The organism is Methylovirgula sp. 4M-Z18, assembly GCF_037890675.1.
GTDB lineage: Bacteria > Pseudomonadota > Alphaproteobacteria > Rhizobiales > Beijerinckiaceae > 4M-Z18.
In genome coordinates this window covers 574,503-587,589 of sequence record NZ_CP149574.1, presented here as the reverse complement: position 1 = coordinate 587,589, position 13,087 = coordinate 574,503, and the positions used below count along the sequence as shown (strand labels likewise).

Genomic DNA, 13,087 nt, shown 5'->3' with positions numbered 1-13,087 from the left:
GGCATTCTTGATCGTGCGGGATCGTATTTAGACGGCTATGCCCGCAAAGCAAAAATCAATAAAAGCATAAAGATTTTGCATATTGCGCCGTCACGGTAAGTATATTTGATCCGTGTGTGCACAAACTTATCGAAGAATGCGCCGAAAATTTGACGCACGTCTGGCAGCCCTGCGGGAGCTGTAAAGGAAATATTATCCGATTTACCGATATTATGTGTGTATATATTTATTCTTCTGGCAAAACAGGCAATTAAGTTACACACAAAATCATTTATTACATAGTGACAAAATGGTCTTCTGCGACACATTCAGGCCGCCTATGCGGCACTGCACAATTCGTCTGCATCGTGTTGGCGGGAGCTTGCTGTTGGGGGCCTACGTCGGACTGTGCGCTTTTCTCTCGCAAGCGCGGGTACGGCGCGTCTACAAGCCCAGCTTGCCGAGTTTGCGGTCAAAAAAATGCGCAACTCATGCAGGCGCGAGTTGCCGATTGCTTATCGGCCGATTCGTTTATAGGGGAAGCAAATCTGTCGCCTCGGCTGAAGCGGGGCCGGCCATTCGCGGAGTGGATGAACTATGCAACGTCTCAAAAATAAAGTCGCAATCGTGACCGGCGCCGCGGGCGGCATTGGCCTCGCCTGCGCGCAGCGATTCGCCGCCGACGGTGCGAAAGTCGTGATTTCGGACATCAATACCGCGCAGGGCAAGGCTGCGGCCGAGGCGCTCACCCAAACCGGAGCGGAAGCGATTTTCGTCGAAACCGACGTGACGCAGCGCGAATCGATCGACGATTTGATCGCGCAGAGCGTGAAGGCGTTCGGGCAGGTCGACATCATGCTCAACAATGCCGGCATCGCCGTGTCCGTGCCCTTCCTGGAGACGAGTGATGAGCTGTTCGACAAGGTGATGGCGACCAATCTGAAATCGGCCTTCATGGGCGGTCAGGCGGCGGCCAAGCAGATGGTGAAACAGGGCCATGGCGGCGTGATCATCAACATGTCGTCGGTCAATGCGCTGCTGGCAATCCAGGGCATGGTCGGCTACGCCTGCTCGAAAGGCGCGATGAATCAGCTGACCCGCGTCATGGCGATCGAGCTTGCGCCGCGTAACATCCGCGTCTGCGCCATCGGCCCCGGCACGATCATGACAGAACTGGCGAAAAACGCGGTCATGGGCAATGACGAGGCCCGGCGCAAGATTCTGTCGCGCACGCCGATCGGCCGCGCCGGCGAACCGTCGGAAATCGCCTCGGTCGCCTCGTTCCTGGCCTCGGACGACGCATCCTACATGACCGGCCAGATCGTCTATCCGGACGGCGGCCGCATGGCGCTCAACTATACGGTGCCGGTTGCGGATTGACCGCAACCTGCGTAAAGGGGGCGAACTTTGATTGATCCCAGTTTCCTAAGGAGCCCCCGATGCGTCCCTCCAACCGCGCCCCTGACGAATTGCGCAAGGTTTCGATCGAGCGCAATGTCGCGCGCTATGCGGAAGGCTCGTGCCTGATCAAATTCGGCGAGACCCATGTGCTGTGCACGGCCTCGCTCGAGGACAAGCCGCCGCAATGGCTGCGCGGCCAAGGCAAGGGCTGGGTGACGGCGGAATATGCCATGCTGCCACGCGCCACGGCGACGCGGACACGACGCGAATCGACGACCGGCAAGCAATCGGGCCGGACCCAGGAGATCCAGCGCCTGATCGGCCGCTCGCTGCGCTCGGTGGTCGATCTGGCCATGCTCGGCGAACGGCAGATCACGGTCGATTGCGACGTGTTGCAGGCGGATGGCGGCACGCGCACGGCCTCGATCACCGGCGGCTTCATCGCACTACATGATTGTCTGAAGTGGATGGTGGGCCGCAGCATTCTGAAGCACAATCCGGTCAAGGATCATGTCGCCGCCATCTCGTGCGGCGTCTTCAAGAAAACGCCCGTGCTCGATCTCGATTATGCGGAAGATTCGGTTGCCGAGACGGATGCCAATTTCGTCATGACCGGCGCCGGCGGCATTGTCGAAGTGCAGGGCACAGCGGAAGGCGCGCCGTTCAGCCAGGACGAGTTGCTCGCCATGATGGACCTCGCGCGCAAGGGGATCGCGGATTTGATCGCGATGCAAAAGGCGGCGATTGCGGGCTAACCCCATTCACTTCTGACACACCGGACAATAAAACGTGCTGCGGCCCGATTGCGTGACACGCTTGATCGTGCCCTTGCACCGCGGCGTCGGGCAAGGCTCGCCCTCGCGGTCGTAGACGCGGAAATGGTGCTGGAAATAGCCGAGCGATCCGTCCGCCTGGCGATGATCGCGCAGCGACGAGCCGCCCGCTTCGATCGCCTCGTTCAGCACGTCGCGGATGACTTCGGCCAAAAGATCGGCGCTTTTTGTCGGGCCGCCCTTTGCTTTCGCCAAGCTGCCCGCCGCGCGCGTCGGCGACAGATGCGCGCGATGCAGCGCCTCGCACACATAGATATTGCCGAGGCCAGCGATCAGTTTCTGGTCGAGCAGCGCCGCTTTCAACGGCGTCGTCTTGCCCGCGAAGAGGTCGGCCAAGGCAGCGCCGTCGAAGGAATTGCCGAGCGGCTCGAGCCCCATCTCCTCGAACGCCTTGTACTGGGTCAAGCCGGCCCGCGGCGCTAGGTCCATGAAGCCGAACCGGCGCGGATCGTTGTAAGTGATGGTCGCGCCATTCGAGAGATGGAACACGACATGGTCATGCGCGGCGAGCTTCGAGCGGTCGTGGTGAAACACGCCGGGCATGGTTTCGTCGTCATAAGCGATCCGGAACGAACCGGACATGCCAAGATGCATGATCAACACGTCGCCGGAGCTCAGATCGGCTAGCAGATATTTCGCGCGGCGCGCCAGCGACTGCACCGTCTGCCCCGCAAGTCGCCCAACAAAATCTTGCGGGAACGGGAAGCGCAGATCGGCGCGCCGCTGCTCGACATTCGTGATGCGCGCGCCCTCCATATGCGGCGCAAGGCCGCGGCGAACCGTTTCGACTTCGGGCAATTCAGGCACGCGCCATTCCTTTTCCAATCCTGATCGGGCCTAACATAATCAGGGACCGGCACGACAGGTAGGGGCAGGAATGGAACGCTCCATTCCTTCATTTCACTTTTAAACGAAATGCTCTATGGTCCGGCCCGATTTTGGAGAACCCTATGGTCCGGCCCCAGTCCCCTGACGAAGAGACGCATTTCGGCTTTGCCAATGTGCCCCTCGCTGACAAGCAGGGCCTCGTCAACGACGTCTTCCACAAGGTCGCGGACCGGTACGACCTGATGAACGACCTGATGTCCGGCGGCCTGCACCGCGCCTGGAAGGATGTGCTCGTCGGCATGCTGAAACCGTCGCGCAACCGGCCGTTTCAGCATTTGGACGTGGCGGGCGGCACTGGCGATGTCGCGTTCCGGGTCGCCGAGGCGGGCGGCGCGCATACCCATGTGACGGTGCTCGACATCAACGGCAACATGCTGAATGTCGGCAGGTCGCGGGCGGAAAAGCGCGGCCTGGACAGCCAGCTCGATTTTGTCGAGGCGAATGCGGAAGAGCTGCCGTTCCCGGACCGGCATTTCGACGGCTATACGATCGCCTTCGGCATCCGCAACGTGCCGCGCGTCGACAGGGCTTTGGCGGAAGCGCATCGCGTGCTCAAACGCGGCGGGCGCTTTCTGTGCCTGGAATTTTCCGAAGTGACCGTGCCGGTGCTCGACAAGCTCTACGACGCCTGGTCCTTTTCGGCCATTCCACCCATCGGCAAAGTGGTGACCGGCGATGGTGCGCCCTATCGCTATCTGGTCGAATCGATCCGCAAATTCCCCCGTGCCGAAGCGTTCAAGGACATGATCGCCACCGCGGGTTTCGAGCGCGCGAGCTACACCCGCCTCACCGGCGGCATTGTCGCGATCCACTCGGGGTGGAAGCTTTGAGGATGGAATGTAAGGCTGCGTTTGACGCCTTTTTCCCGCGCATGTCGGTGCGCGCTAGGAGGGAAAGGCGCGCCGCATGCTAGGCGCCCTTGGTCACTGCTTCCGCCTGGCGCGAGCCGGCTTCGTGCTGGCGCGCGAGGGCGTGTTCACCTCGGTCGATCCGCAGCTGCTGCCGCCCGAAGCGCGCGTGCCGCTCTATTTGGCCAAGCTGATTTCGAAGCGGGGTAGCCGTGCGCAAGGCATTGCCGCGGCCATCACGCGGTTGGGGCCGTCCTACGTCAAGCTCGGCCAGTTCCTGGCGACGAGAGCCGACATCGTCGGGCCTGCCGTCGTGCTGCAGCTCGAGGCGCTGCAGGACCGTGTCGCGCCTTTCCCGCGCGAGGCAGCGATCGCGCAGATCGAAACCTCGTTCGGCCAGAAGCTCGACGAACTCTTCGTCTCCTTCAGCGAACCGATTGCCGCCGCCTCCATTGCCCAGGTGCATCGGGCGGTCGTGCGCGACGATTCGGGGGTGGAGCAGCCGGTCGCGGTCAAAGTGCTGCGCCCCGGCATCGAGCGCCGGCTCCGCCGCGATCTATCCGACATGTATTTCGCCGCCCGATTCGCCGAGCGGCATTCTCGCGATGCCGAGCGGTTGAAACCCGTCGAAGTCGTCGACACGTTGGCGCGCTCGGTGAAGATGGAAATGGATTTCCGGCTGGAAGCTGCCGCCGCATCCGAATTTGCCGAGAATACGATAAGTGATCCGGGCTTTCGCGTGCCGAAAGTCGATTGGATCCGCACCGCCAAGGACGTGCTGACCCTGGAATGGGCCGACGGCATCTCGCTGTCCGATCTCGATGCGCTGAGCAAGGCCGGGTTCGACCTGCCCGCGATCGGCCGCAATGTCATTCAAAGTTTCTTGCGGCACGCGGTGCGCGACGGCTTTTTCCACGCCGACATGCACCAGGGCAATCTGATGATCGATTCTTCCGGCCATCTGATCGCGGTCGATTTCGGCATCATGGGCCGCCTCGGGCTGAAAGAACGGCGCTTCCTGGCTGAAATCCTCTACGGCTTCATCACCCGCGATTATCGCCGCGTCGCGGAGGTGCATTTCGAGGCGGGCTATGTGCCGCACGTTCACCGGGTCGAAGATTTCGCGCAGGCCATCCGCGCGATCGGCGAGCCGATCCACTCGCGCACCGCCGATCAGATTTCCATGGCCAAGCTGCTGACACTGCTGTTCGAAATCACCGGCCTGTTCGACATGAGGACGCGCACCGAACTGGTGTTGCTGCAAAAGACCATGGTGGTCGTGGAGGGCGTCGCGCGCACCCTCGATCCGAAACTCGACATGTGGCGCACCGCCGATCCCGTCGTGCGCGGCTGGATTGAGCAAAATCTCGGACCGCTGGGCAAGCTCGCCGACGCGGGCCAAGGCCTGGCCACCATGGCACGGGTCGCGGCCGGCCTGCCGGATTTGCTGATCCGCGGCGAGCGGATTTTGTCGCAGCTCGAAGACAATGCGGCGGAAGGCTTCACTTTGGCCGAAGACTCCGTCGAAGCGATCCGCAGCGCCGAAGCGAAAGGCGCGCGGCTCGGCCACTGGGCGCTATGGGCGATCTTCGCTGCGCTGGTGTGGATGATCTGGCGGTGGCATTAGCGGGGCCGCCGCTTGCGACACCTAGCAACCTCCTGCTTGATCTTGACGAACCAACGCACTATTAATTCCGATTATAGATCGTAAATAGGATTGATCTACGGTTAAGGCGCTGTTTTATGGCCAGTCTCACGTCGCGGCGCATTTTGTTAATCATTGGCGGAGGCATTGCGGCCTATAAGGCGCTCGATCTCATTCGGCGGCTGCGCGAGCGCGGCGCGAGTGTGCGTGTCGTGATGACCGCCGGCGCCAAACAATTCGTCACGCCGCTCGCCGCCGCAAGCCTTTCCGGCAACAAGGTGCAGGACGACCTGTTTTCGCTGACCGACGAGGCGGAAATGGGCCATATCGAGCTCTCGCGCGATGCCGATCTCATCGTGATCGCCCCCGCGACCGCCGATTTGTTGGCGAAAATGGCGAATGGCCTGGCCAATGAATTGGCCTCCACCCTGCTGATCGCCACCGACACACGCGTTTTGGCCGCGCCGGCGATGAATGTGCGCATGTGGCTGCATCCCGCCACTCAGCGCAATCTCGAGACCCTGCGCGGCGACGGCATCGTCTTCGTCGGCCCGAACGACGGCGATATGGCCTGCGGCGAATTTGGGCCGGGCCGCATGGCCGAGCCGCTCGAAATCGTGGCGGCGGCGGAAGCGGCCTTGCAAAGCTCCACAAAAATTCCGCTCGGACATCCGGGTTCCGGCCCCCTGCACGGCAAAAAGGTGCTGATCACCGCCGGACCGACCCACGAACCCATCGATCCGGTGCGCTACATTGCCAATCGTTCGTCGGGCAAACAGGGCTATGCGCTGGCAGTTGCGGCGCGCGATGCGGGCGCTGACGTAACCCTGGTCTCGGGTCCGGTCGACCTGCCGGCGCCGCCCGGCGTGCGCCGGGTGCCGGTCGAGACGGCGCGCGACATGCTTGCCGCGGTCGAGCAGGCGCTGCCGGCCGATATTTTCATTGCCGCGGCGGCGGTGGCCGATTGGCGGGTCGCCGCGCCGGCCGAGCAAAAGCTCAAAAAGCAGGGCGACGCGGCGCCGTCTCTGAACATGGTGCAAAATCCCGATATCCTCGCCGCGATCGCCCGCCGCGCGAGTGGCCGGCCGAAATTGGTCGTCGGCTTTGCCGCCGAGACTGAGCATGTGCTCGACCACGCCAAGGCGAAACTCGCGAAAAAGGGCTGCGATATCATCATCGCCAATGACGTCAGCCCCAGCACCGGCGTGATGGGGGGCGATGGCAACAGCGTGCATATCGTCACGCAGACGGGCGTCGTTTCCTGGCCGCTCTTGGACAAGGCGGAAGTCGCCCGGCGCCTGATCGCCTATTTTGTGGAGAAACAGGCATGAGTTTGGAAGTGCAGGTCCATTACCTGCCGCATGGTCTCAATCTGCCTTTGCCAAGCTATCAGACACCGGATTCCGCCGGTGTCGATCTGATGGCTGCCGTCCCCGCCGACGACACGCTGGTGCTGCTGCCCGGCCGTCGCCGGCTGGTGCCGACCGGTCTTTGTATCGCCTTGCCCAAGGGCTATGAGGGCCAGGTGCGCCCGCGCTCGGGCCTCGCCCTCAAAAACGGCGTCACCGTGCTCAACGCGCCCGGCACGATCGACGCGGATTACCGCGGCGAAATCGGCGTCGTGCTGATCAACCACGGCGAAGAGCCGTTCGAAATCACCCGCGGCATGCGCATCGCCCAACTCGTGATCGCCCCGGTCAGCCAAGCGACGTTGATCCGGGTCGACAATCTGAACGAAACCGGCCGCGGGGCGGGCGGCTATGGGTCTACCGGTTCGAAATAGGAGGCAGTCGCGATGATCTTACTTTCCCGCCGCAGCTTGCTCGCCGTAGCCGCCGTCGTCGACGTTGCGCTGCACGCGCGACCGATGCCGGTCGCCGCCAAAGCGCTCGCCGCCCGCCACGACCTGCCGCCACGCCATCTCGAAACCCTGCTGCAGAACTTGGTGCGCGCCAATGTGCTCAAGGGGGTGCGCGGTCCGCGCGGCGGATATGAATTGGCGCGCGAGCGCCGCCGCATCAGTGCCGGCGAAATCGTCCGGGCGGCGATGAACGAGCATAATGAAGATTCAGCGACCCCGACGCCGCGCTCGCGACTCGTGAACGAGGTGATCGCGCCGGCGGTGCAACGGGCGAGCAACGCGTTCCTGGCGGAACTCGACGCCATTTCGGTCGATGACCTGTGCCGCAATGCCGAACAGCTCGCCGTCTTTAACGAAGGGGTCGGACACGGAGATTTCACAATTTAAAATTGGATTAAATTAATTTATCGACAAAATTTGTAGAATTAGTTAGTTTTCATTCTCGAGAACTCTATCTGCAGGAGACGCACATGACTGAGAGGAAGCCTGGACGCGGTCGGATCTTCGACTCGATTACCGACACGATCGGCGACACGCCGCTGGTGCGTCTGCGCCGGATCGAGAAAGAGAAGGGCGTGAAGGCTCAGCTTCTTGCCAAGCTGGAATTTTTCAATCCGATCTCCAGCGTGAAGGACCGCATCGGCGTCAGCATGATCGACGCCTTGGAAAAGGCTGGCAAGATCACCCCGGGCAACGGCGTTCTGGTCGAGCCGACCTCCGGCAATACCGGCATTGCCCTCGCCTTCGTCGCCGCGGCGCGCGGTTACAAGCTGATTCTGGTGATGCCGGAATCGATGTCGGTGGAGCGTCGCAAGATGCTCGCTTTGCTCGGCGCCGAACTGGTGCTGACGCCGGCGGCACAAGGCATGAAAGGCGCGATCGCCAAGGCCAATGAGATCGTGGCGGCGACGCCGGGCGCGATGATTCCGCAGCAATTCGAAAATCCCGCCAATCCGGCGATCCACCGCGCCACGACGGCGGAGGAAATCTGGAACGACACCAACGGCGAAGTCGACATTTTCGTCTCCGGCGTCGGCACCGGTGGCACGATCACCGGCGTTGGCCAGGTGCTGAAGCCGCGCCGCCCCACCCTGAAGGTCGTGGCCGTGGAGCCGGAAGATTCGCCCGTGCTGTCGGGCGGCCAACCGGGACCTCACAAGATTCAGGGCATCGGCGCCGGTTTCATCCCCGCCATTCTCGACCGCTCGGTGATCGACGAAGTGATCACGGTCGGTAATCAGACCGCTTTCGACACGGCCCGCCTGCTCGCCAAGATGGAAGGGATTCCGACTGGAATTTCCTCCGGCGCAGCGGTCGCCGCGGCGCTGGAAATCGCGGCCCGGCCGGAATCGGAAGGCAAGAAGATCGTGATCATCATCCCCTCCTTTGCCGAGCGTTATTTGTCGACGGCTCTGTTCGAAGGGTTGTGATATTCGGCGCCTGGAATGGACCGCGGTCCGTTCCAGGCGCGCACAACGCGGGCGGCTACGACTTCGCCCGCTGCTTCTTTTGAATGATCGCCCAAGCGTCTTCGGCCGTGTCGACAAAATCGATCAGATCCAAATCCTTCGCCGCAATAACGCCTTCCTCGACCAGCGCATCGAAATTGATGATTTTGCGCCAATAGGCTTCCTCGAAAAAAATGATCGGCACGGGCGGCATCTTGCCCGTCTGCACCAGGGTCAGGATCTCGAAACTTTCGTCGAACGTGCCGAAGCCGCCGGGAAAGACGACAAGCGCATTGGCGCGCATGGCGAGATGCATCTTGCGCATCGAGAAATAATGGAACTGGAACGTCAGTTCCGGCGTCGTGTAAGCATTGGGCTGCTGCTCGTGCGGCAGCGTGATGTTGAAGCCGATGGTCGGCGCGCCGGCGTCGTGCGCGCCGCGATTGGCCGCCTCCATGATGCCGGGGCCGCCGCCAGTGGCGATCACATTGTCGCGAATGCCGCTCTTCGGGCTGAGTGCGCCATCTTGTTCCGAAATGATACGGGCGAGCCGGCGCGCCTCGGCATAGCGGCGCTGGTCTTTCGGCGGCCCGTCCTCGCGTACGCGGGCCGAGCCGAACACCACGACGGTCGACCGCACGCCCCAATTGCGCAACGTCTGTTCGGCCTTCTCATATTCCATTTGGAAACGCAGCCCGCGCTGCGCGTCGCCTAAGATGAAATCCTGATCGAGAGCGGGCACGCGATAGGTGGCCGAGGCCATCTGAGCAGTAGGAAGCGGCTTGGTATCGGTCATGGTCTTGCAATCTCGAAACGCGAATGAATAAACCCACGGGCTTTGGCGCCAATCGGCGTAGAATTCCCAATGTCACATAAGTGTACAGCTAGCCACTGGCTTCGTTCAATCGCCCCTATTCGCCCTTGAAATCCGGCTCGCGCTTCTCCTTGAACGCCGCCTGGCCTTCGCGATAATCCGCACTGCGAAAACACGCTTCGACCAAGCGATCGGCATTGGCAAAATTGCGGTTCGCCTCCAGCGTCACGCATTCGTTGAGGGCGGCTTTCATGGCCCGCAGCGTCAGCGGCGCGTTTTGTGCGATCGCCTGCAGCGCTTTGGCGGCTTCCGCGTCGAAAGAGCCGGCCGGCCACAGGCGTTGCACCGCGCCGAGCCGCAAGGCTTCGGCGCTGTCGATGGCACGCGCGGTCAGCAGCAATTCGCTCGCGGCCCCAAGTCCAAGCTTGCGCACCATCACGTCCACATTGGCCGACGCGTAACCGAGGCCGAGCCGCGCCGCCGGGATGCGAAAGCGCGCATCCTCCCGCGCATAGCGCAAATCGCAGCAGAGGCTCAAGGCAAAGCCGCCGCCGAAGCACACACCGCGGATCAGCGCGATCGTCGGTTTGCCCGCATGGAGCACGGCGTGAAAGGCGGCGGAAACGGCTTCCTCATAGACGAGCACAGCGGCCTCGCCGGAGCGTTGATCGGCGAACTGGCCGATATCCGCGCCGGCGCTGAAGGCCTTTTCGCCCTCGCCGGTCATAACGATGGCGCGCACAAGCGGGTCCGCTTCCGCCCGCGCGATCGCGTCCGGCACTTGCTGCCACATCGCGAGGCTCAAAGCATTGAGTTTCGCAGGCTGGAACAGGGTGGCCCAGGCGAGGCCATTGACGTGGTTCGACCGGATCTGTCCGTGCGGCACGGATCAGGCCACCGGCGCGATATGCTTCCGCCGTTCCAGAACCTCGTCAAGCCATTCGGGCCGCATTTCCGGCACGGACGACAGCAGCAGTTCGGTATAGGGATGGTAGGGCGGCGCGAAGACTTTTTCGGTGTCGCCATAAGCGACCAGTTCGCCCTTGCGCATCACCGCCACCTTATTGGCAATGCGCCTCACCGTGCCGAGATCGTGCGTGATGAACAGATAGGCGAGGCCAAGCTTCTCCTGCAGCGATTTGAGGAGCTTCAGGATTTCTTCGCCAACCAACTGGTCGAGCGCCGAGGTCACCTCGTCACAGATGATCAGATCCGGTTCGGCGGCAAGGGCGCGGGCGATCGACACGCGCTGCTTCTGGCCACCGGAGAGCTGCGGCGGATAGCGATCGATGAAATGTTCCGGCAGATCGATCTGCCGCAGCAATTCGAGCACCCGCTTGCGCACGTCCGCATCCGACCGATTGAAATAGAACTTGACCGGTCGGCCGATGATCTCGAGCAGAGTCTGACGCGGATTGAGCGCCACATCCGCCATTTGATAGATCATCTGCACGCGGCGCAGCAGGTCCTTGTTGCGGTCGGCAAGGCGGCGCGGGATCGACTTGCCGGCGAAACGGATATCGCCGGATTCGCGCGGCAGCAAGCCGACGATGACACGTGCCATGGTGGATTTGCCCGAACCCGACTCGCCGACGATGGCGACGGTGTCGCCGCGCCGCGCGCTGAGGCTGACATTCTGCACCACTTTCACGAAGCCGGAATAGCTTGCCGTCACATTGTCGACGACTAGAATCGGCTCTCCCTCATCGCTGATCTTGGTGACAAACTCATTGCTGTGCACGCGCTCGGAGACGAGACGCTGGGTGTACTCCTGCTGCGGATTTTGCAGGATCTGCCGCGCGTCGCCGCATTCCACCATCTTGCCGTGCCGCAACACCATGATGCGATCGGCGATCTGCGCGACCACCGCCAGATCGTGGGTGATATACAGCGCCGCCGTGCCATGCTCGTGGATCAGCTTCTTGAAGGACGCAAGAACTTCAACCTGGGTCGTCACGTCGAGCGCCGTGGTCGGCTCGTCGAACACGATGAGCTTCGGCTTCGAAATCATCGCCATGGCCGCCATGGCGCGCTGCAACTGGCCGCCCGAGACTTGGTGCGGATAGCGATCGCCGATCTTATCCGGGTTCGGCAATTCGAGCGCGCGGAACAGCGCAATCGCCTCCTGCCTCGCCTGATCCATGCTCATCAGACCCTCTAGCACAGGCACTTCGCAGACCTGATCGTAGAGTGTCATGGCCGGATTGAACGAGGCCGCGGCGCTTTGCGCAATATAGGCGACGCCATGGCCGCGCATGTCGCGCCTCTCTTCGAGCGACATCTTGCGGATGTCCTTGCCGTCGAAGTTGAGCACACCGCCCGTGATCGTCCCACCGCGCGTATAGCCGAGCGAGGACAGGCCGATCGTCGACTTGCCCGCGCCCGACTCGCCGATGAGGCCGAGCACCTCACCCCGTTTGAGCGTCAGGCTGACGTCATCCACCAAAACCGGACCGGGTGCACCGTCGTTGAAGACCTGGATTCGGAGCTTGTCGAAATTGAGCAATTCGCTGCCGAAACGATTGTCGCTCATGCGCCCTCTCCATGACCCTTCGAGTGGATCGCCAGCATCCAGTCGACAACGAAATTGACGCCGATCGACAGAATTGCGATGGCCGCGGCCGGATAGAGCGGCGCCGTGCCGCCAAGCGTGATCACATCTTTAAGATCCTTCACGAGACCGCCCCAGTCGGCCTGCGGCGGCTGAATGCCAAGGCCGAGGAAGCTCAAGGCGGCGACCGTCAAGAAGGTGAAACAAAACCGCAAGCCGAATTCCGCGACCAACGGCGGCACCGCATTGGGCAGGATTTCGCGCCGGATGATCCACCAGAGGCCCTCGCCGCGCAGACGCGCCGATTCCACGAATTCCATCACCGTGATGTTCATGGCGACCGCGCGGGCCAACCGGAACACTTTCGTCGAATCGAGAATGGCGATGGTAAGGATCAGCACCGGCATGCCGGTGCCGAGCGCCGAAATCACGATGAAGGCGGCGATCAGAGTCGGGATCGAGAGCAGAAGATCGACGAAACGCGACATGGCCATGTCGACCCAGCGGTTCGAGACCGCGGCTGTGAAGCCCGCGGTGATCCCGATGAAAAACGACAGGAGGGTCGCGGCGATCGAAATGCCGATCGAGAGGCGTGCGCCGTAGATGATGCGACTTAAGAGATCACGGCCGATCTGATCGGTGCCGAGCCAATGGGCCCAGCTCGGGTCGGCATAGGCGCCCGCCGCATCGTCGGGATCGAGCGGGCTATAGGGCGCGATCAAGGGCGCGAACACCGCCATAATGACGTTGAGTGCGATGATGACGAGGCCGATTTGCGCCGTTAAGGTCAGTCTGTAACCGAAGAGCTTCACGCTTTTT

Annotated in this window: 13 protein-coding genes; 8 read left to right on the top strand and 5 right to left on the bottom strand. The window is 62.2% G+C overall.

Annotation, left to right across the window (positions count from 1 at the left end; genetic code table 11):
- The first annotated feature begins 576 nt into the window (after positions 1-576).
- Together V9T28_RS02675 and rph are read left to right on the top strand one after the other, a co-directional pair.
- Positions 577-1,359 carry an SDR family NAD(P)-dependent oxidoreductase gene (locus V9T28_RS02675; RefSeq protein WP_116400656.1) on the top strand — a complete coding sequence of 261 codons (783 nt, stop codon included), beginning with the start codon at positions 577-579 and terminating at the stop codon, positions 1,357-1,359.
- A gap of 59 nt (positions 1,360-1,418) precedes the next feature.
- A complete protein-coding gene (gene rph / locus V9T28_RS02670) occupies positions 1,419-2,135 on the top strand; it encodes a ribonuclease PH (RefSeq protein ID WP_116400655.1) in 717 nt (238 codons plus the stop codon).
- Between the two features lie 6 nt (positions 2,136-2,141).
- On the opposite strand, the gene mutM is transcribed toward rph, so the two are convergent.
- On the bottom strand, positions 2,142-3,020 hold the full coding sequence (gene mutM / locus V9T28_RS02665; protein ID WP_116400654.1) for a bifunctional DNA-formamidopyrimidine glycosylase/DNA-(apurinic or apyrimidinic site) lyase: 879 nt from the start codon (positions 3,018-3,020) through the stop codon (positions 2,142-2,144).
- A gap of 143 nt (positions 3,021-3,163) precedes the next feature.
- Between mutM and ubiE the strand changes: the two genes are divergently transcribed.
- The 6 genes from ubiE to cysK all read left to right on the top strand — a co-directional run bounded on the left by ubiE (position 3,164) and on the right by cysK (position 8,885).
- Positions 3,164-3,931, top strand: a complete 768-nt coding sequence (gene ubiE, locus V9T28_RS02660) for a bifunctional demethylmenaquinone methyltransferase/2-methoxy-6-polyprenyl-1,4-benzoquinol methylase UbiE (protein ID WP_116400653.1) — start codon at positions 3,164-3,166, stop codon at positions 3,929-3,931.
- A 76-nt stretch (positions 3,932-4,007) separates the two neighbouring features.
- Complete coding sequence (gene ubiB / locus V9T28_RS02655; RefSeq protein WP_116400652.1) at positions 4,008-5,576, top strand: 2-polyprenylphenol 6-hydroxylase; 1,569 nt, start codon at positions 4,008-4,010, stop codon at positions 5,574-5,576.
- Between the two features lie 116 nt (positions 5,577-5,692).
- Positions 5,693-6,925: a bifunctional phosphopantothenoylcysteine decarboxylase/phosphopantothenate--cysteine ligase CoaBC gene (coaBC, locus tag V9T28_RS02650; RefSeq protein ID WP_116400651.1), complete on the top strand. Its 1,233-nt coding sequence runs from the start codon at positions 5,693-5,695 to the stop codon at positions 6,923-6,925.
- Entirely contained in the window at positions 6,922-7,377 is a 456-nt protein-coding gene (gene dut / locus V9T28_RS02645) for a dUTP diphosphatase (RefSeq protein WP_116400650.1), read from the top strand. Before coaBC ends, dut begins: the two co-directional genes overlap by 4 nt.
- A gap of 12 nt (positions 7,378-7,389) precedes the next feature.
- Complete coding sequence (locus V9T28_RS02640; protein ID WP_116400649.1) at positions 7,390-7,842, top strand: RrF2 family transcriptional regulator; 453 nt, start codon at positions 7,390-7,392, stop codon at positions 7,840-7,842.
- An 83-nt stretch (positions 7,843-7,925) separates the two neighbouring features.
- Positions 7,926-8,885 carry a cysteine synthase A gene (cysK, locus tag V9T28_RS02635; RefSeq protein ID WP_116400648.1) on the top strand — a complete coding sequence of 320 codons (960 nt, stop codon included), beginning with the start codon at positions 7,926-7,928 and terminating at the stop codon, positions 8,883-8,885.
- A gap of 55 nt (positions 8,886-8,940) precedes the next feature.
- Here cysK and V9T28_RS02630 read toward each other — a convergent pair whose 3' ends face one another.
- The 4 genes from V9T28_RS02630 to V9T28_RS02615 form a co-directional block, all read right to left on the bottom strand.
- Complete coding sequence (locus tag V9T28_RS02630) at positions 8,941-9,699, bottom strand: LOG family protein (RefSeq protein WP_116400647.1); 759 nt, start codon at positions 9,697-9,699, stop codon at positions 8,941-8,943.
- Between the two features lie 115 nt (positions 9,700-9,814).
- On the bottom strand, positions 9,815-10,603 hold the full coding sequence (locus tag V9T28_RS02625) for an enoyl-CoA hydratase (protein ID WP_116400646.1): 789 nt from the start codon (positions 10,601-10,603) through the stop codon (positions 9,815-9,817).
- Between the two features lie 3 nt (positions 10,604-10,606).
- Positions 10,607-12,250 carry an ABC transporter ATP-binding protein gene (locus V9T28_RS02620; protein ID WP_116400645.1) on the bottom strand — a complete coding sequence of 548 codons (1,644 nt, stop codon included), beginning with the start codon at positions 12,248-12,250 and terminating at the stop codon, positions 10,607-10,609.
- Positions 12,247-13,080: an ABC transporter permease gene (locus V9T28_RS02615; protein WP_245424074.1), complete on the bottom strand. Its 834-nt coding sequence runs from the start codon at positions 13,078-13,080 to the stop codon at positions 12,247-12,249. The genes V9T28_RS02620 and V9T28_RS02615 overlap by 4 nt, the downstream gene beginning before the upstream one ends.
- Positions 13,081-13,087 lie beyond the last annotated feature (7 nt).

Bases quoted from the DNA above. Each gene is read 5' to 3' on its own strand.
- V9T28_RS02675 (WP_116400656.1), top strand. From the start codon at position 577: ATGCAACGTCTCAAAAATAAAGTCGCAATCGTGACCGGCGCCGCGGGC.
- rph (WP_116400655.1), top strand. From the start codon at position 1,419: ATGCGTCCCTCCAACCGCGCCCCTGACGAATTGCGCAAGGTTTCGATC.
- ubiE (WP_116400653.1), top strand. From the start codon at position 3,164: ATGGTCCGGCCCCAGTCCCCTGACGAAGAGACGCATTTCGGCTTTGCC.
- ubiB (WP_116400652.1), top strand. From the start codon at position 4,008: ATGCTAGGCGCCCTTGGTCACTGCTTCCGCCTGGCGCGAGCCGGCTTC.
- coaBC (WP_116400651.1), top strand. From the start codon at position 5,693: ATGGCCAGTCTCACGTCGCGGCGCATTTTGTTAATCATTGGCGGAGGC.
- dut (WP_116400650.1), top strand. From the start codon at position 6,922: ATGAGTTTGGAAGTGCAGGTCCATTACCTGCCGCATGGTCTCAATCTG.
- V9T28_RS02640 (WP_116400649.1), top strand. From the start codon at position 7,390: ATGATCTTACTTTCCCGCCGCAGCTTGCTCGCCGTAGCCGCCGTCGTC.
- cysK (WP_116400648.1), top strand. From the start codon at position 7,926: ATGACTGAGAGGAAGCCTGGACGCGGTCGGATCTTCGACTCGATTACC.
- V9T28_RS02630 (WP_116400647.1), bottom strand. From the start codon at position 9,699: ATGACCGATACCAAGCCGCTTCCTACTGCTCAGATGGCCTCGGCCACC.
- V9T28_RS02620 (WP_116400645.1), bottom strand. From the start codon at position 12,250: ATGAGCGACAATCGTTTCGGCAGCGAATTGCTCAATTTCGACAAGCTC.